The 17783-nt window shown below is 40.1% G+C and carries 18 protein-coding genes and 7 tRNA genes; 11 read left to right on the forward strand and 14 right to left on the reverse strand.

Annotated elements, in window-relative coordinates:
- The first annotated feature begins 8 nt into the window (after positions 1 to 8).
- The gene (locus tag PTUN_RS11595) at positions 9 to 857 is read left to right on the forward strand and encodes a DUF72 domain-containing protein (RefSeq protein ID WP_009840483.1); all 849 of its coding nucleotides are present in this window, start codon (positions 9 to 11) and stop codon (positions 855 to 857) included.
- 59 nt (positions 858 to 916) lie between these two features.
- On the forward strand, positions 917 to 1426 hold the full coding sequence (locus PTUN_RS11600; RefSeq protein ID WP_009840484.1) for a M48 metallopeptidase family protein: 510 nt from the start codon (positions 917 to 919) through the stop codon (positions 1424 to 1426).
- Between the two features lie 41 nt (positions 1427 to 1467).
- Here PTUN_RS11600 and PTUN_RS11605 read toward each other — a convergent pair whose 3' ends face one another.
- The gene (locus PTUN_RS11605) at positions 1468 to 2151 is read right to left on the reverse strand and encodes a DUF3334 family protein (protein WP_009840485.1); all 684 of its coding nucleotides are present in this window, start codon (positions 2149 to 2151) and stop codon (positions 1468 to 1470) included.
- Positions 2152 to 2293: 142 nt separating this feature from the next.
- On the opposite strand from PTUN_RS11605, the gene cmoA reads away from it, so the two are divergent.
- The 5 genes from cmoA (at position 2294) to PTUN_RS11630 (ending at position 6561) form a co-directional block, all read left to right on the forward strand.
- Positions 2294 to 3019, forward strand: a complete 726-nt coding sequence (gene cmoA, locus PTUN_RS11610; RefSeq protein ID WP_009840486.1) for a carboxy-S-adenosyl-L-methionine synthase CmoA — start codon at positions 2294 to 2296, stop codon at positions 3017 to 3019.
- Positions 3020 to 3029: 10 nt separating this feature from the next.
- Positions 3030 to 3998: a tRNA 5-methoxyuridine(34)/uridine 5-oxyacetic acid(34) synthase CmoB gene (gene cmoB, locus PTUN_RS11615; RefSeq protein ID WP_009840487.1), complete on the forward strand. Its 969-nt coding sequence runs from the start codon at positions 3030 to 3032 to the stop codon at positions 3996 to 3998.
- Between the two features lie 156 nt (positions 3999 to 4154).
- Positions 4155 to 5204 carry a phosphoribosylformylglycinamidine cyclo-ligase gene (gene purM / locus PTUN_RS11620; protein ID WP_009840488.1) on the forward strand — a complete coding sequence of 350 codons (1050 nt, stop codon included), beginning with the start codon at positions 4155 to 4157 and terminating at the stop codon, positions 5202 to 5204.
- On the forward strand, positions 5205 to 5849 hold the full coding sequence (gene purN / locus PTUN_RS11625) for a phosphoribosylglycinamide formyltransferase (protein ID WP_009840489.1): 645 nt from the start codon (positions 5205 to 5207) through the stop codon (positions 5847 to 5849).
- Complete coding sequence (locus PTUN_RS11630; protein WP_083781311.1) at positions 5809 to 6561, forward strand: DUF3108 domain-containing protein; 753 nt, start codon at positions 5809 to 5811, stop codon at positions 6559 to 6561. The genes purN and PTUN_RS11630 overlap by 41 nt, the downstream gene beginning before the upstream one ends.
- Positions 6562 to 6586: 25 nt before the next feature.
- Here the strand turns inward: PTUN_RS11630 and PTUN_RS11635 are convergent, their stop codons facing one another.
- Positions 6587 to 7351: a class II glutamine amidotransferase gene (locus PTUN_RS11635; protein ID WP_009840491.1), complete on the reverse strand. Its 765-nt coding sequence runs from the start codon at positions 7349 to 7351 to the stop codon at positions 6587 to 6589.
- A gap of 169 nt (positions 7352 to 7520) precedes the next feature.
- On the opposite strand from PTUN_RS11635, the gene fadE reads away from it, so the two are divergent.
- A complete protein-coding gene (gene fadE / locus PTUN_RS11640; RefSeq protein WP_040644188.1) occupies positions 7521 to 9968 on the forward strand; it encodes an acyl-CoA dehydrogenase FadE in 2448 nt (815 codons plus the stop codon).
- On the opposite strand, the gene PTUN_RS11645 is transcribed toward fadE, so the two are convergent.
- Together PTUN_RS11645 and PTUN_RS11650 are read right to left on the reverse strand one after the other, a co-directional pair.
- Positions 9965 to 11038 (reverse strand): DUF6136 family protein, encoded by a 1074-nt coding sequence (locus PTUN_RS11645; protein WP_009840493.1) that lies wholly within the window; start codon positions 11036 to 11038, stop codon positions 9965 to 9967. The two genes, fadE and PTUN_RS11645, sit on opposite strands and share 4 nt — an antisense overlap.
- Positions 11031 to 11615, reverse strand: a complete 585-nt coding sequence (locus tag PTUN_RS11650) for an ATP-binding cassette domain-containing protein (protein ID WP_009840494.1) — start codon at positions 11613 to 11615, stop codon at positions 11031 to 11033. The genes PTUN_RS11645 and PTUN_RS11650 overlap by 8 nt, the downstream gene beginning before the upstream one ends.
- A 279-nt stretch (positions 11616 to 11894) precedes the next feature.
- Between PTUN_RS11650 and PTUN_RS11655 the strand changes: the two genes are divergently transcribed.
- Entirely contained in the window at positions 11895 to 12572 is a 678-nt protein-coding gene (locus PTUN_RS11655; RefSeq protein ID WP_096035254.1) for a hypothetical protein, read from the forward strand.
- Positions 12573 to 12600: 28 nt separating this feature from the next.
- Here the strand turns inward: PTUN_RS11655 and PTUN_RS11660 are convergent.
- The 9 genes from PTUN_RS11660 to dnaQ all read right to left on the reverse strand — a co-directional run bounded on the left by PTUN_RS11660 (position 12601) and on the right by dnaQ (position 15531).
- Positions 12601 to 12677: transfer RNA gene (locus PTUN_RS11660), tRNA-Asp, on the reverse strand.
- A 33-nt stretch (positions 12678 to 12710) separates the two neighbouring features.
- Positions 12711 to 12787: transfer RNA gene (locus tag PTUN_RS11665), tRNA-Asp, on the reverse strand.
- Between the two features lie 27 nt (positions 12788 to 12814).
- Positions 12815 to 12891: transfer RNA gene (locus PTUN_RS11670), tRNA-Asp, on the reverse strand.
- A gap of 32 nt (positions 12892 to 12923) precedes the next feature.
- Positions 12924 to 13000: transfer RNA gene (locus PTUN_RS11675), tRNA-Asp, on the reverse strand.
- 38 nt (positions 13001 to 13038) lie between these two features.
- Positions 13039 to 13115: transfer RNA gene (locus PTUN_RS11680), tRNA-Asp, on the reverse strand.
- A gap of 47 nt (positions 13116 to 13162) precedes the next feature.
- A tRNA-Asp gene (locus PTUN_RS11685) sits at positions 13163 to 13239 on the reverse strand.
- Between the two features lie 25 nt (positions 13240 to 13264).
- A tRNA-Asp gene (locus tag PTUN_RS11690) sits at positions 13265 to 13341 on the reverse strand.
- Between the two features lie 98 nt (positions 13342 to 13439).
- Complete coding sequence (locus PTUN_RS11695) at positions 13440 to 14801, reverse strand: TIGR03503 family protein (protein WP_009837110.1); 1362 nt, start codon at positions 14799 to 14801, stop codon at positions 13440 to 13442.
- A 16-nt stretch (positions 14802 to 14817) separates the two neighbouring features.
- Positions 14818 to 15531, reverse strand: coding sequence for a DNA polymerase III subunit epsilon (gene dnaQ / locus PTUN_RS11700; RefSeq protein ID WP_040643694.1), 714 nt, complete (start codon positions 15529 to 15531; stop codon positions 14818 to 14820).
- Between the two features lie 68 nt (positions 15532 to 15599).
- On the opposite strand from dnaQ, the gene rnhA reads away from it, so the two are divergent.
- Together rnhA and PTUN_RS11710 are read left to right on the forward strand one after the other, a co-directional pair.
- A complete protein-coding gene (gene rnhA / locus PTUN_RS11705; RefSeq protein ID WP_009837112.1) occupies positions 15600 to 16070 on the forward strand; it encodes a ribonuclease HI in 471 nt (156 codons plus the stop codon).
- A 76-nt stretch (positions 16071 to 16146) separates the two neighbouring features.
- Positions 16147 to 16998: an MBL fold metallo-hydrolase gene (locus PTUN_RS11710; RefSeq protein WP_009837113.1), complete on the forward strand. Its 852-nt coding sequence runs from the start codon at positions 16147 to 16149 to the stop codon at positions 16996 to 16998.
- Here PTUN_RS11710 and PTUN_RS11715 read toward each other — a convergent pair.
- The gene (locus PTUN_RS11715; RefSeq protein WP_009837114.1) at positions 16995 to 17765 is read right to left on the reverse strand and encodes a class I SAM-dependent methyltransferase; all 771 of its coding nucleotides are present in this window, start codon (positions 17763 to 17765) and stop codon (positions 16995 to 16997) included. The two genes, PTUN_RS11710 and PTUN_RS11715, sit on opposite strands and share 4 nt — an antisense overlap.
- Positions 17766 to 17783: the final 18 nt, after the last annotated feature.

The following is a 17783-nucleotide window of genomic DNA, read 5'->3' on the forward strand; positions in this document are numbered from 1 at the left end:
TTATCATCATGCTTTATTTAGGATGCCCACAATGGGGCTCAGCACATTGGAAAGGTCGCTTTTTAACTCGCGACTGCACAAATACCCAAATGCTTGGCCAATACGCTCAAATTTTTAACTCAGTTGAAGGCAATACCAGCTTTTATGCCGATCCTAGCCCTGAAACAATTGTAAGATGGCAGCAAAGTATTCCATCCGATTTTAAATTTACCTTTAAAATTCCAAAGCGTATCTCCCACCAAGCCGCGTTATTAAACGTGACGGATGATTTTAAACAATGGTGCCAGCTATTTAGCCCTTTGTTTCCATATATCGGCTCGGTCATGCTGCAATTACCCAAAGCTTTTAGCCCACAGCACTTGTCTCGATTAGCCGATTTTTTAACGCTGTTTCCTGCACAGCTCCCTTGCTCGGTTGAAGTAAGAAATCTTGGTTTTTTTAATAAAGACAAACATGAAATTGCGCTTAACCAACTCTTAATTAAACATAATGTAGATAGAGTGATGATGGATACGCGACCTTTATTTAGCGAAGCACCCACAACCGAGGCCATTATCGATGCGCAAAATAAAAAACCAAAAGTGCCTTTGCATGTCATAAGTACGGGCAACTCTCCGATCATCCGTTTTGTTGGTTGTTCTGATTTACCAAACAATCGCGCTTTTTATAACCCTTGGCTTGGAAAAATTAGGCAATGGCTAAGTGAGGGAAAAACACCTTATGTATTCTTTCACACTGCAGATAATCATGACTCGCCACTTTTAGCCCGCCAATTTATGCAAGATTTAGGATTAGATCACCCTGTTTTACAACCATTTTTGGCTGAAAAAGAAAGCAAACAAAACACTTTGTTTTAACGCTCTGACTTCAAGCTCGAATTTGATATGATCGCGTTTTTTAAAATTCGAGCTGCACAATGAGCGAAAAACACTATTTTTCAGGTTACCCAGAAAACATTCAACAGCAAGTCAGTAACTTGATAAAACAGGGTCGATTGAAAGAATATTTATTAAAAAAATACCCAACACCCCATCAAATTAGTTCAGATAAGGCGCTATTTAATTTTGCGAACCAGCTGAAACAACAATATTTAAAAAAAACACCCGCGATAAACAAAGTCATTTATAAAAAACAAAAAGATTTGGTGCAAAACGCCCTTGGTACTCATACCTTTACTAGCAAAAATCATGGTGGAAAATTAAAAAGTGCGCATGAAATTGCCATCGCAGCCCAGCTTAAAACCGCACCTGAAGCATTACTTAAAGTACTTGTGGTGCATGAGTTAGCCCATTTTAAAGAAAAAGATCATAACAGAGCATTTTATAATCTATGTGAGCACATGGAACCAACTTATCATCAACTTGAACTTGATTTACGGTTATTCATTTACTTATGTGAACATGAAGGTGATTTGTATAGCCAATAAAAAAGGCGCCATCAGCGCCTAATATTTTGAGCTAGTTTATTTTATAAACCTAACTCAGCCATAAAGTCATCGTCATCATTGCTTTTTGCCATTTCTTTGGCTGTTTTGTCGTCATCTATTTGTTTTTTTGTATCAGCAATAATGGTATCTGGATCTTCATCTTCAACAATATCAAAATCATGGAGTTTAATAAATTCAGTTTTATCCATGGCTAATTCTAAATAAAAAATGTTTTGGTTACGGGTTGTAAATGTGACTCGGCGCGCTTGTGGCCTGTCCATTGTGGTATCAACCGAAATTTGTACTTGCTTGTTAATCGCCATCATTTTTGGCTGATTTTGGGTAATTGAGGTATGAAGTTGCGACCTTACTTTACCAGTAAAATCCCCCACTATTTGATTCATCAACTCACCCATTACATTCGATACATCATCAGATAAATGACTATGGGCTATCTCAGACTCTGGCATGCCCATGTTACGCATGTAATCACCATAAATTTCCATTGCTGCTTGCGCAGTAAAATTAGTTACTACAAGCCCGGTAAAACCACCATCAAATAAAACAAAGCATCCAATATCTGGGCGCATGCAGGTACGAGTAATTTTTTGTACCATGGCTGAATAACTAATGCGATTACCACTGGCCGAAGTTAATACTTCTGTTACCGAACGGCAAAGGGTTGATAAGATAGCTTCGGTGCTAATTACTTTATTTTTATCCATTTTTGTCACTCTAGTTAAGACCTTACCTCAGTATAGAAGCGTTATTTTATTTTGCCGAACAAACTCACTTCGCAATTTATCACTGACTAAAGTAGTAAATATGCGTAAAATACGCCAATAGAATATGCATAGGTAAGCAATTGTGACCATTAAAGACACTATTTATGCAACCTCACAAGCAGTTTCAGACTTCACGTTTGATGCCAAAGTGGTTGAAGTTTTTCCTGATATGATCCAGCGCTCGGTGCCAGGTTACGCCACCATTGTTAGTACGATGGGTAAATTAGCGGGTCAGTTTGCGCAAAATAACTCAAATCTTTATGATTTAGGCTGCTCATTAGGTGCGGTGACATTAAGTATGCGTCGTACCATTGAAAAAGAAAATTGCACTATTATCGCAGTCGATAATTCAACAGCGATGGTTGAGCGCTGTCGTTTACATTTAGATGGTTTTCGCTCTCAAGTGCCTGTTGAAGTTCGATTGGCTGATATTACTGAATATAGCATTGAAAACGCATCGGTTGTTGCGCTCAATTTTACTTTACAGTTTATCCCGCTTGAACAACGTCATGCTTTATTAAGTAAAATCTATCAAGGTTTAAAACCGGGTGGAGTATTACTATTAAGTGAAAAGTTTCGCGGTGAGAACGAACAAACCGACTCTTTATTGATTGATTTACACCATGATTTCAAACGCGCAAATGGTTATTCAGAGCTTGAAATAAGCCAAAAACGCACCGCGATTGAAAATGTGATGCGCCCAGAGCCTTTAAGTATGCATTTACACCGGTTAAGCGACATTGGTTTTTCTCAAACTAATGTGTGGTATCAATGCTTTAATTTTTGTTCAATGATCGCCATCAAATAGAAGTGACAACATGAATAACTGGTTTACACAATTTTATGGCCAAATTGCCGAAACAGAATTTTCGCCTTGGCTTGAAACATTACCGCGCCAACTCGCACTTTGGCAAAAAGAAGCAACTCATGGTGAGTCGGCCAACTGGCAAAAAGTATTAAAAAACTTACCTCAAGCCGATACTAAACATGTAAATGTGCTTAATAAAGTTGAAATTGGTTTAGCTGATGAGCTCTCTGAGGGTCAAAAAAAACAACTGACCCATTTACTTAAAGGGCTAATGCCTTGGCGTAAAGGCCCTTTTTATCTGCATGGTATTCATATTGATACCGAATGGCGCAGTGATTGGAAATGGGATCGCCTAGTTGAGCATATTACGCCACTTGATGGCCGCACTGTATTAGATATCGGCTGCGGTTCTGGTTATCACCTGTGGCGGATGCGAGGAGCTGGCGCTAAATTTGTGGTTGGAATCGATCCAACTGAATTATTTTTATGTCAGTTTCAAGCAATCAAACATTATCATCCGGATCCCAATGTGCATTTACTACCACTTGGTGTTGAGCAACTGCCAGAATTAAAAGCATTTGATACCGTTTTTTCTATGGGTGTATTGTATCATCGTCGCTCCCCGATTGATTTTCTCACCCAGCTAAAAGCACAGCTTAAACCTGGTGGTGAATTAGTGCTTGAAACCTTAGTTATCGAAGGGGATGTAAACACGGTTTTAGTGCCAACCGATCGCTACGCTAAAATGCGCAACGTGTGGTTTATTCCAAGTTGTGATGCACTCACTTTGTGGCTTGAACGTGTTGGATTTAAAAATATTAAGGTCGTCAATAAAGACATCACTTCGTTAGATGAGCAGCGAAAAACAAATTGGATGCCTACAGAATCACTTAGTGACTTTTTAGATCCACTTGATCCGACCAAAACGATTGAAGGATACCCTGCTCCACTTAGGGCTATTTTTATCGCAAACGCCTAACCAAACAATCTGGTCGTACCAAAGTACGGCCAGTCTCACGCTTTATTTACCGAAAATCCCATCGCTGCCTTGGTTTTAATCTAGCCGCCCCGTCTAAATTCATGTAAAATGCGCGAGTTTTCTATGCAACCCACATGCAACTGTTAAGGAAATTCTGTGAGCGAACAAAAACAGTCTCTAAGTTACAAAGACGCCGGTGTCGATATCGATGCAGGCAACGCACTGGTTGAGCGCATTAAAGGCGCTGTAAAAAAAACCAGACGTCCCGAAGTAATGGGCGGCCTAGGTGGTTTTGGTGCTCTTTGCCAACTCCCAACCGGTTATAAAGAACCCGTATTAGTTGCAGGCACCGATGGTGTAGGCACTAAACTTCGTCTTGCAATTGACCTTAAAAAGCACGATACCGTTGGTATTGATTTAGTAGCAATGTGTGTCAACGACCTCATTGTGCAAGGTGCTGAACCACTATTTTTCCTAGATTATTATGCAACTGGCAAACTTGATGTTGATACTGCAGCTGATGTAGTTACCGGTATTGGTAAAGGTTGTGAACTTTCAAACTGTTCATTAATCGGTGGTGAAACTGCTGAAATGCCTGGTATGTATGAAGGTGACGATTACGACATCGCCGGCTTTTGTGTGGGCGTAGTTGAAAAATCAAAAATCATCGATGGCACAAAAGTAGCTGCAGGTGACCAAATTATTGCCCTTGCATCAAGTGGTCCACATTCAAATGGTTACTCTTTAGTACGTAAAGTGCTTGAAGTATCAGGTGCAGACACTAACGCAGAGCTTGAAGGTAAAACATTAGGTGAGCATTTATTAACACCTACTCGTATTTATGTTAAATCTGTTTTAGAGCTATTAAAAACTGTTGATGCGCACGCTCTGTCGCACATTACAGGCGGTGGCTTTTGGGAAAATATCCCACGCGTTCTTCCTGAATCTGCAAAAGCAGTGATTAAAGGCGATAGCTGGCAATGGCCTGCTGTTTTCAACTGGTTACAAGAAAACGGCAACATCGACACTCATGAAATGTATCGCACATTCAACTGTGGTGTTGGTATGATCATTGTTGTTCCGGCGGCAGATGTTGAGCAAAGCTTAGCCATTTTAACGGCTGCTGGCGAAAATGCATGGCACATTGGTGAAATCCAAACGGCTAACGCTGATGAAGAACAAGTTGTCATTACAGGCGTTAACTAAATGAAACCAACGCGCATTGTGGTATTAATTTCGGGCAGCGGTTCGAATTTACAAGCCATTATTGACGCGGTTCAGGCAGGTGACGTTAACGGCCAAATTTGTGCCGTAATTAGCAATAGGCCCAATGTTTTGGGCCTTGAAAGAGCAAAAAAAGCATCCATCGATACTCTTGTATTAGATCACAAGGAATTTGACTCTCGTGATGCTTATGATGCCGCTTTGATGGATAAAATTGACAGTTTTGCACCAGATTTGGTTGTATTAGCTGGTTTTATGCGTATTCTAACCCCTAGCTTAGTGCAAAAATATTTAGGAAAAATGTTGAACATTCATCCTTCTTTGTTGCCTAAGTATCAGGGACTGAACACCCATCAAAGAGCTATAGATGCTAAAGACGAAGTACACGGTGTTAGTGTACATTTTGTTACAGAAGAATTGGACGGCGGCCCTGTCATTGTACAAGCCAAAGTACCTGTTCTTTCTAACGATACTGCACAGACACTCGCGTTACGGGTTCATGAGCAAGAGCATATTATTTATCCTTTGGTGGTCAAATGGTTCAGTGAACAACGACTAACAATGGAAGCACACTATGCTGTTCTCGATGATCAAAAACTTCCTCCTGAAGGCGCACACTACAATTAAAAACAATCAAAGTGCCCTTTCAATTATCCTCGGCACTTTGATTATTTCTCCAAGCTATGCAAGTCAACTCACCGATTACTCTGCTGAATATGATGTAATGCGCAAAGGTGAACGCTACGGTACTGCGGTACGGACACTTGAACATCGCGCTGATGGCCATTATGAAATAAAATACAGTAGCGATATCAGTTGGATGGTTTTTTCTGATAAGCGTACTGAATCTTCTGTATTTTCATACATAGATAATAAAATTACTCCAATTAGTTATCGCATGCTGCGTGAAGGCACTGGTCGTGATCATGATTATCAGCTTTATTTCGATCGTAATGCTAAAAAAGTAATAAGCAATCAAGAAAAATTCCCTTTAAAGCTAGAGTGGGACGACACTTGGCAAGATGGCATTTCTTACCAAGAGCAAATGCGCCTTGACCTTTTAGCTGGACAAGAGGTTTTTGACTACCAAATGGTTGATAAAAAAGGCTCTGTTAGGCACTACACCTTTAAACTTGTCGGTAAAGAAACCATCACTCTACCATTTGGCAACGTCGAAGCGGTAAAGATAGAACGTGTTTATGACAATGATAAACGCCAAGCTATTGCCTGGTTAGCGCCAGAGATGGACTATTTACTGGTGAGAATGTGGAAAGGTGAAAAAAATGTCGAGCAATTTGACGTACAGTTAAAATCTGTCACTTCTACAGTAAAAAACTAGCAATATAAAAGCGCCATTGGCGCTTTTATTGTATTTCACCTAATTTAAAAATCACCGATTCTCCCGACTCCATTTTATGCCAATGCTCATCTTTGGTCAGTGGACGGGTTGCAATAATAGTAACAACATCATGTGGAGTGGTTTCTTTTTGAAAATCCACGATTAAATCTGCATCAATCAAAGTAGCTTTACCAAATGGCGCTTTTCGGGTGATCCAATGCAGATTATTTGTACAATAAGCAAGAACATAAACACCATCCGTTAACAGCATATTAAACACCCCTTTTTCACGAAGGTGATGAGCTAATTTCGCAATGTAGCGAAACACAGCCAACATGTTGCTCGGCTTAGATGGGTATTTTTCTCTGACTTTATCCAGCAACCAACAAAAAGCCAGCTCAGAGTCAGTATTGCCAACAGGACGATAAAATTCAGGTTTTAAATCCTGATAATCCGATAATTGCCCATTATGGGCATAAGTAATTTCACGCCCCCATAATTCACGGGTAAATGGGTGAGTATTTTCAAGGCACGTACGGCCTCGATTACCTTGTCGAATATGGCTGATCACTGAACAACTTTTTATTGGGTAAGCACGGACTAATTTTGCAATTTCAGACTCACAGCTGGGAAGTGGATCTTTAAAAGTACGACAGCCCTTACCTTCATAAAAGGTGATCCCCCAACCATCACGATGTGGACCTGTATTCCCACCGCGCTCTAACAAACCTGAAAAACTAAAACAAATGTCAGTCGGCACATTTGCAGACATGCCAAGTAACTCACACATATCAAAAACTCGTTAATACTTCATAACATAGCAGTTTACGCAAGCGCTAAAAAATAGCAATTTTGCCAGAGTTTATTATTATCTATATAGCCTTTTGTCTCTTGCAAGCCAAACAGCAACGCGCTACTCTTAGTTGGTAGTGGTCAGACCTCTAATAAGGAAAATAAACATGACAATTCTATTGATAGCCTGTTTGCTAATCATCTTAGCAATCGCTTGTTATCATCGTGCAAATTGGAATACTTGCGTAGGGATCGGTATTGCCTTTATGTTACTTGGTAGCATTATTGGCGCAATCTCGACCTTAGGTTGGCTAGTCTTTTTAGCACTTACTATCCCATTATCTGTTACAAGCTTACGTCAGCAGTACATCACTAAACCTATTTTTGCCGCATTTAAAAAAGTAACCCCAACCATGAGTGAAACCGAAAAGTCAGCAATTGACGCGGGCACAACTTGGTGGGAAGCGGATTTATTTTGTGGTAACCCAGATTGGAAAAAACTACATAAATACCCTGTGCCACGTTTAAATACCGAAGAACAAGCATTTATGGATGGCCCTGTTGAAACGGTATGTGGCATGCTTGATGATTGGCACGCTACTCATGAATTAACCGATTTACCTCCTGATGTATGGCAATATTTAAAAGATAATAAGTTTTTTGCCATGATCATTAAAAAACAATACGGCGGCTTAGAATTTTCTGCTTTCGCGCAGTCGTGTGTATTACAAAAGTTGACCAGTAAATCTACATTGCTGTCGTCGATTGTTGGTGTACCAAATTCTCTAGGCCCAGGTGAGTTATTACAACACTATGGTACTGAAGAACAAAAAGATCATTATTTACCTCGCTTAGCGTCAGGTCATGAAATTCCGTGTTTTGCGCTAACTTCTCCAGAAGCAGGCTCTGATGCAAGCAGCATTCCTGATTATGGTGTCGTATGCAAAGGTATGTGGAATGGTGAAGAAGTCTTAGGTTTAAACCTTACATGGAATAAACGCTACATCACCCTTGCACCTGTTGCAACTGTACTTGGTTTGGCGTTTAAATTACGCGACCCAGATGGCTTGCTAAGCGACAATAAAGAGCCCGGTATCACTTGCGCCCTGATCCCAACAGATACTCCTGGAGTTGAAATTGGTCGTCGTCACTTCCCTTTAAATGTGCCATTTCAAAATGGACCAACCAAAGGCGAAAATGTATTTGTGCCAATCGATTATATTATCGGTGGCGCTAAAATGGCTGGCCAAGGCTGGCGTATGCTGGTTGAATGCTTGTCGGTCGGCCGTGCAATTACGCTGCCTTCAAACTCAGCCGGTGGTGTAAAAGCCATTGCACTGGCAAGTGGTTCTTATAGCCGGATCCGTCGCCAATTTCGCTTACCGATTGGTCACATGGAAGGCATTGAAGAGTCATTAGCAAAACTTGCAGGTTATGCGTATAGCTCTGATGCCGCAGTGAGTATGTCAACCGGTGCGGTTGATTTAGGTGAAAAACCATCTGTTGTGTCAGCAATAATCAAATATCACTTAACCGAGCAAATGCGCGATTCAACCATTCATGCCATGGATATTCATGGTGGAAAAGGGATCATGCTTGGCCCAAACAACTATTTAGGCCGTGGTTATCAAGGTGCTCCTATTGCAATTACAGTTGAAGGTGCAAATATTTTAACTCGCAATATGATCATATATGGCCAAGGCGCTATTCGTTGCCATCCTTTTGTACTTGATGAATTAGCATCATGTAGCATTGCTGATAAAGACGAAGCGCTTAAAGCCTTTGATACAGCGCTTATGGGTCACATTGGTTACACTATTTCAAGCTTTGTTCGTACCGTATGGCTTGGCTTAACGGGTGCTAAGTTTGCTAAAACCCCATACAAAGATGAAACCGCCGAGTTTTATCAAACAGCCTCTCGCTTTAGTGCTTCTTTAGCATTGATGTCGGATATTTGTATGGCGGTTTTTGGTGGTTCACTAAAGCGTAAGGAGCGTATTTCTGCACGTTTGGGCGATTTACTGAGCTATTTATATTTAGTATCAGCAACATTAAAACGCTACAACGACGAAGGCCGTAAAAAAGAAGACTTTGCATTAGTCCAGTGGAGCTGCCAAGAGCATCTTTATCACTGCCAACGTGCATTGGCTGATTTAATCAATAACATGCCGTTTGCACCAATGCGAGCATTGCTAAAAATCATTTTATTCCCTTGGGGTCGGCCGGTGCGCAAACCTACTGACATCCTTGAGCAAAAAGTTGCTCGTTTATTGCAAGTACCTAGTGCTACGCGCGATCGCCTCGCCAATCACATCTACTTAACCAATGAACCAAACAACTTAATCGGACGCCAAGAGCAAACGTTAAAAGATATTTTAGCCGTAGAGCCAATCTTCGATAAAATTTGTCTCGCTAAAGGTGAGAAGCTTCCTTTCTTCGCGTTAGATAAAGTGGCTGCAATGGGCCTTGAAATGAACGTAATTACCGAAAAAGAAGCAGATATGCTGATCAAAGCGGAAATTGGCCGACTTCAAGTGATTAATGTCGATGATTTTGATCCTGAAGATTTAAAAGCGGGTGCTGCTCGCACCAGTAAAAAAAGTAAAGCGGCTTAAATAAATAAACCGCCAACCAGAAAGCACATCCAAACCAGAGCTAATCGCTCTGGTTTTTTTTCAGCAATATAAAAGCAGAAAATTGCCACCAAACCAACACCGACAGCTAACCACCATTGGGTAAATATTGTTGCAATTACAACAAGTAATATGAAATAAACCATAACGGATTTGAATATTCGACTGTAATTAAAAGTCTTACTTTTATTTAATGAATGAAAAAACGCTCTAAACTGGGCGGTTATTTTCGCCACTTCAATGTGTAAAGTAGTAATCAACAATAAGAAAATAAAACAACTAAAATAAGCAGCTAAATAAGTAAAGTCCTCGCGTTCAGAAGCCAATACCAGCATACCTGCTGTTACCACAACTCCAGACGCTAAACGCCAAAATAATATTTGATAATGACGGCTATAAAAACTAAACCAAAATCCAACAAGAGTGTTAACTTTGAATTCTTTTTGCCAATTAAAGGTAGGTATAAAAATACAACCAATGAATACTGTAACCCAACTCAGCATCATAATGAGTGGGGTTAAATAAGGTAAAGCAAGTATCAACGTCGCACTAACAAGGCAAAATAACACTGTTTGTTGCATACGATACAGAGATAAAAATCCAAGCCCTAATTGCAGCGCAGTAAATATCATGAAGTGTGTATTTTGAGAGAGCTGCGTACTACTCATAGTCAATAATAAAAAGACTGAGCACCAAAGAAAAACATGGGTAAAAAGCAAGTTTCGGCAATCCGCTAACCACATCCACCAGCGCGAACACGCAATGCTAAGTTGGAAACAGCGCTGTTCAATATTTAAAATGGCCTGCTGTAGTGCATAAAAAAATATCGTTTGCACCGCCAAAAAACACCATGCAATCCAAAGTTGGTTAACACTGCCTCCTTCTGCTTTTATTATTTTTCCTAACCCCAAAAATACCAGTAGTACAATACCTGGCAAAGCCGTATAAAGAACCGCAAACAACATACCTAATAGCTGCTTAAGGTGCTGCGATAAAAGGGCTATTTCGCGGCTAAATGCCAACGCACGATAGCGAAAAAATACCTTAAACATTGGCCAAAGCCTGCAATTGAAAGCCTTGAGCGATGAAAGGCTCTGGTTCATGACAGGTGATAATTATCTGCTGGGCCCTATCGGCTAATGTGCTCAGCAGAAATTCAATGCTGTTATGATCTAACGCAGCACTCGGTTCATCTAATAGCAGTAATGGCACATCACGAACGAGTGCGGTGATCAGTTGCAGTTTTTTCAAACTACCAGAAGACAATGCTGATACTTTAGTTTCTAGTTGAATAATAAATGAAAAACCTTCTATCAACTCATTTGGCCACGGTAATTGCCAGCAGCCACAAACCAGCTCAATGACTTGTTTTGCAGTTAAAAACTCAGGAAAAACAATTTTATCTGAAGCCAATGCTACATGATGGTTTGGCTTTTTTAAGGTTTTACCTGCAAACTGAATTTCACCACTGTTGATATCAATGAGCCCGGCAATAATTGAAAATAACGTTGTTTTGCCTTGGCCGTTAGGTGCAGTCAAGCATACTTTTGGTGCACTGATATTTAAAGAAAAGTTGTTGAATAATGGTTTTTTGAAAAATTGATGGTTAAGGTTAATAACAGCTAACATAACAACCTAATAGTGTTTTTTATTCATGTTAACAGTTGAGGAAAAGATCTGAAATATGAATCAGCCTAAACGACGATAATTTTTTCTTTTTTAAAACACTAAAATACAAGAAGTTACATCACCTATTCCAACTCACAGCCACATAATTATCCCCCATAAACCACGAACTGCATCACTGTAAGCTGCATTAGATAATAAACGATTATATATTTGTTGAACTCAAGCTGCTATGCCTAATAAAACTGTAATACAATTTTGGTAACTGTTATAAGGTGATTTTTGGATTTTTGGATTTTTGGATTTTTGGATTTTTGGATTTTTGGATTTTTGGATTTTTGGATTTTTGGATTTTTGGATTTTTGGATTTTTGGATTTTTGGATTTTTGGATTTTTGGATTTTTGGATTTTTGGATTTTTGGATTTTTGGATTTTTGGATTTTTGGATTTTTGGATTTTTGGATTTTTGGATTTTTGGATTTTTGGATTTTTGGATTTTTGGATTTTTGGATTTTTGGATTTTTGGATTTTTGGATTTTTGGATTTTTGGATTTTTGGATTTTTGGATTTTTGGATTTTTGGATTTTTGGATTTTTGGATTTTTGGATTTTTGGATTTTTGGATTTTTGGATTTTTGGATTTTTGGATTTTTGGATTTTTGGATTTTTGGATTTTTGGATTTTTGGATTTTTGGATTTTTGGATTTTTGGATTTTTGGATTTTTGGATTTTTGGATTTTTGGATTTTTGGATTTTTGGATTTTTGGATTTTTGGATTTTTGGATTTTTGGATTTTTGGATTTTTGGATTTTTGGATTTTTGGATTTTTGGATTTTTGGATTTTTGGATTTTTGGATTTTTGGATTTTTGGATTTTTGGATTTTTGGATTTTTGGATTTTTGGATTTTTGGATTTTTGGATTTTTGGATTTTTGGATTTTTGGATTTTTGGATTTTTGTAACTATAGAAGAGTTACTTGATAAATCAAGTGGCGGAGTGGACGGGACTCGAACCCGCGACCCCCGGCGTGACAGGCCGGTATTCTAACCAACTGAACTACCACTCCGCAGTGGTATTTAACTTGATGCTTAATATCTGTTGGCGGAGTGGACGGGACTCGAACCCGCGACCCCCGGCGTGACAGGCCGGTATTCTAACCAACTGAACTACCACTCCACAGAGATATTAAAGCTATTTACTTGTTGGCGGAGTGGACGGGACTCGAACCCGCGACCCCCGGCGTGACAGGCCGGTATTCTAACCAACTGAACTACCACTCCACACTAAGTAAATTTTGTTGAATATTGCATATTGGCGGAGTGGACGGGACTCGAACCCGCGACCCCCGGCGTGACAGGCCGGTATTCTAACCAACTGAACTACCACTCCGCATAATGCGTTATTCAACTTATTAAATCATATTCTGTTGGCGGAGTGGACGGGACTCGAACCCGCGACCCCCGGCGTGACAGGCCGGTATTCTAACCAACTGAACTACCACTCCACATAGGAATACAATTCAATAAAATGCCTTTCGGCGATGTAAGTATTTGGCGGAGTGGACGGGACTCGAACCCGCGACCCCCGGCGTGACAGGCCGGTATTCTAACCAACTGAACTACCACTCCGCATCTTACTTACGGCTGTGAAATTTGGCGGAGTGGACGGGACTCGAACCCGCGACCCCCGGCGTGACAGGCCGGTATTCTAACCAACTGAACTACCACTCCGCTTTTCACTTGCTGAAAAGGTCTCCCTTGCCAGCGGCGTGAATAATACGAATGAGGCCCCACTGAGTCAACAGTTTTTTTGTATTTTTAAAGGTTTTTTAGTCATCTGGCATCGAAAGGTTTAAAATTTCATCACTATCGTTTGCTTTTCGAGCATTTGCTGAATTTTGAGGTATTGCGGCTTCACTCGTCTGGGCATTTTTTTTCGTCTTTTTAAAATTAGGGATTAATTTTGGTAACGGTTTCTTTTGGACAAAAATCCGAATGCATAACCAGCCCACTAATAAAATCAATAAATTGGCTATAATTGCAGCAACAATAAACATAGTGTAATCAACTGGAGGTTCAACTATTTCTTCTGCTTCTGCTTTTTTAACTGTTAATAAATCAGCTTCACTGATCGCAGGCACAATTTCGATTGGTTCTTTAATCGAAAATTCGTAGTTGGTTAATTTAGCCATAAACTCTCGGCCGTTAATATTAGTACCAAACATCGAAATCTCGATTTGATAGCGACCCCAATCATAATTATTCAGTTTAATTTCGCGCAAGTTGCTTGCTGAGGCTGGAATCGAAAAACTTTGCTCTTCATTATTGGGGTAATAAATACGACCTTGAAGTAATACGGTACTTGGGTCGACTAACTTATTATCTAAAGTGATATGTAAAATATGCTGATCGAGTTCTTTTTTTGCATACACCAAATCGTAGCTCAACGGCTCTTTGGCAAGCATGATAGGATCGTGAACTAAACGGCGTTCAACTAATGGAGTAATTAAGTAAAACTCTGGTCGCCATCCACCTGCGGGAATATCCAGTTTAAACTCTCCAGTGAAAACCGCATCACCTGGGCGTTCATCAAATCCTTGTCCATCATCTTTAAATTCGGCCACTCTGGCTGTCGCAGCACCATAGTTATCATATTGACTGTCATTGGTGCTGACAAAATCAACATCTAACGTTACTACGTCGCGAAACTGCCCCGCCGTTATCGGTTCACCACCATTAGTTAAGCGGCCAGTAAGTTTAATGGTTTCACCTTTAAACATTAATTCAGGTAACGGTTCAACCTCGAGTTCAATGTTAGTCAAAATTAAAATGCGACTTTCTGGTAAAATTTTTCCAACTGCCTGCCAAGGGCCCGGCATTGGATTTTTAATTTTAATGATGTCGTAAGTTAAATCGTCATACCATTCGTATTCTCCGGTTATACCTTGCGTGGCATACATTTTAGAGCCATCAGGTTTGACTAAAATAACCGGTGCAGTGCCTTCGGCACGAAAAAATAGCAAGGTGATCTCTTCAACTTCATGATCGATTCGAAAACGATTATTAAATAACTTAATCTCATTTTCACCCGCCTCACGCTGGATCATGGTTAACGCAGTTGGTTTTTCATCAAGTGCCCAAGTGATATTGCTCATGAGTGCCATGGCCATCAGCACAGCTATTTTTTTCATGCTTACCTCATTACTTTTAGACCAACCAAAGGCATTGGCTACTTTTTTTCTCTACTAATGCAAGACGTTCAATATGCGCTTGATTTTCATCAGCTGTGGCATAAACAATATTAAGCGGCGCACGATCTGAATTTAACCGAATGATCTCACCTTGTTTTTGCGCATTTTCTTCACCCACAGTTTGGGTATTTAAATTTAAGCTAACTTGGCCACCAGTCATCGCCAGATACACATCACTGAGGATTTCCGAATCCAGTAATGCGCCATGCATGGTTCGTTTGCCGTTATCTATATTGTAGCGACGACATAATGCATCTAAGTTATTTTTCTGACCGGGATGTAACTCCCTTGCCATTTTAAGAGTATCGAGCACTTGGCAAAATTGTGCTGTTTTTGGATAACCCGTTCTTAAGCGCTGAAACTCACTGTCCATAAAGCCGACGTCAAACGCCGCATTATGAATCACCAGTTCAGCTCCTTGAATATAATCAAAAAACTCTTGGGCTATATGATGAAATTTAGGTTTATCACGTAAAAATTGATTGGTTATACCATGGACATCGATAGCTTCATCTTCGATATCCCGCTCTGGGTTGATATAAACATGAAAATTATTACCTGTAAAACGGCGATTAATAAGCTCAACACAACCAATTTCGATTATGCGATGCCCAAGCTTAGGGTCAATACCCGTTGTTTCGGTATCTAATACTATTTGTCTATGATCCATATCACCTGCTGCTTGATTCTGATATTTTGATAAGGTTATTTTCATTGTACATAATTCAAAGGTCAACTGTGCGAAAAAGTGTGGCAATTTATACCGATGGTTCGTGTTTAGGCAACCCAGGTCCTGGTGGTTATGGCGTAGTCATGCGCTACAACGAACATTTAAAAGAACTAAGTCAAGGTTTTGAGCTAACAACCAATAACCGTATGGAGCTTTTAGCAGCTATCGTTGGGCTTGAAAGTTTAAAACAAGCTTGTGATGTGGTGCTGACAACCGATAGCCAATATGTAAAACAAGGCATTGAATCATGGCTGCAAGGTTGGAAAAAACGCAATTGGCTAACAGCAAATAAACAACCGGTCAAAAATATCGATCTGTGGCAGCGCTTAGACATTATAAATCAAACTCATCATGTGCAATGGCGCTGGGTTAAAGGCCACAGTGGCCATTTTGAGAATGAACGTTGTGATGTATTAGCCCGCAGCGCTGCTGAAAGTTCAACCCTATTACCTGATGAAGGGTATCGTGCAACTGAATAAAGTCATCACTGAGTGCTTGAGTCTTTATCGTTAATTACTTTATGATATAAGTTATAACCATAGTAAAGGTATTTTTATGAGCTTAGTCATCCATCATTTTTTTCACGCCCCCACCTCAACCTTTACCTATGTTGTGTTTGACAGTCAAACGCTTAAAACCATGATTATCGATCCAGTGCTCGACTTCGATATTGCCTCTGGGCAACTGAGCACAAAAAGCGCCGAAGAAATTTTAGCCTTTATTGATTCGCATCATTTAGATGTCGATTGGGTACTTGAAACCCATGCTCATGCCGATCACCTCACTGCGGCACAATATTTTAAGCGTCAATGTGGGGCTAAAATTGCGATGGGTAAAAATATAACCGAGGTTCAACAGCATTTTGCTACATCGCTTGAGCTTGATATCCCGACCGATGGCTCCCAATATTGTCACTTATTTAAAGACGGTGAAACATTCCCATTAGGTCAGTTTACCGTCACTGTACTAGCAACCCCAGGCCATACCAGCGATAGCGTCTGTTATGTTGTTGATGGTAATGTATTTGTTGGTGATACGGTATTTATGCCAGACAGTGGCACAGCACGATGTGATTTTCCTGGGGGCGATGCCAGCGAGCTTTACCATTCCATTAGCCGCATTTTTGATTTAGGTGATGAAATAACTCTGTATATGTGTCACGACTATCAACCTCAAGGCCGAGAGTTGTATTGGAAAACCACCGTCGGCGAACAAAAAAAATATAATGTGCACTTAAAAAATCACACGTCACAGCATGATTTTGTCAAAATTCGCACCCAGCGTGATGCAACTCTTGCAGTACCAAAATTACTCTATCCTGCCATTCAAATTAATATTAATGCGGGAGCCATCGCATCCCATCAAAAGCACAGTTTTATTAAAATTCCTTTAACTTTGCCGACTTAGTCAGCATCTTTTATTTTTAACGAACCTGATTTAATGGAACTTCGTAGCCCTGCACCTTTTACTGCCGGGCTAAACTGCGGTCTGGCATGCCATTTAGGCTTTATCGGTGTCAGTGGTGTTACTCGTTTTCGCGCCACAATTAAATATACGCTGCCCATTGGCTTGAGGTATTGACGGCAAAAGTTTTGCCACAACTCAAAGCGAGACAATCGTGAGCCTCTTGCTAACGATGAAAAAATAAATCGCTCGTCTTCAAGTACTTCAAATCCTAATAAATGTAGCCAATCTTTAACCCGTGCAGGCGTAAAAAATCGCCCGCTCCAAGGGAGCTTTTGACGGCTAAATGGTAATAACCGTGCAAGGCCACATAAACTCAACGGATTAAATCCGGTAATCAGAATATAACCGCCGGGAATTAAAGTTCGATGGGCTTCACGTAAAATATGATGAGGATCGCTGTAATACTCAAGGCAATGGCTTAACAAACACGCATCAACAGAGTGTTCATAAAATGGCAACTCATCAACTTCAGCAATCACGCCCGCCATTGGTGAATTAGGTGCCACACAGACTTGATGCTTAATACAACATTTAGAGGTATCGGTTAAGCCACTTAAATTACCCAGTTTGAGTAAATGGTAACCAAACACTCGGCTAAGCCAAGGCGCAAGCTTTTGTTCAATTTCAGCTTGAATGTAGTCACCATGAGGAAATTGTTGCCAATTTTCAGGTTTTGGCGCAAAACGAAAACTTAAAGCTGGTTTCAAATCAATGAACCCTGTTTA

The sequence above is a fragment of the Pseudoalteromonas tunicata genome, assembly GCF_002310815.1.
Taxonomy (GTDB): domain Bacteria; phylum Pseudomonadota; class Gammaproteobacteria; order Enterobacterales; family Alteromonadaceae; genus Pseudoalteromonas; species Pseudoalteromonas tunicata.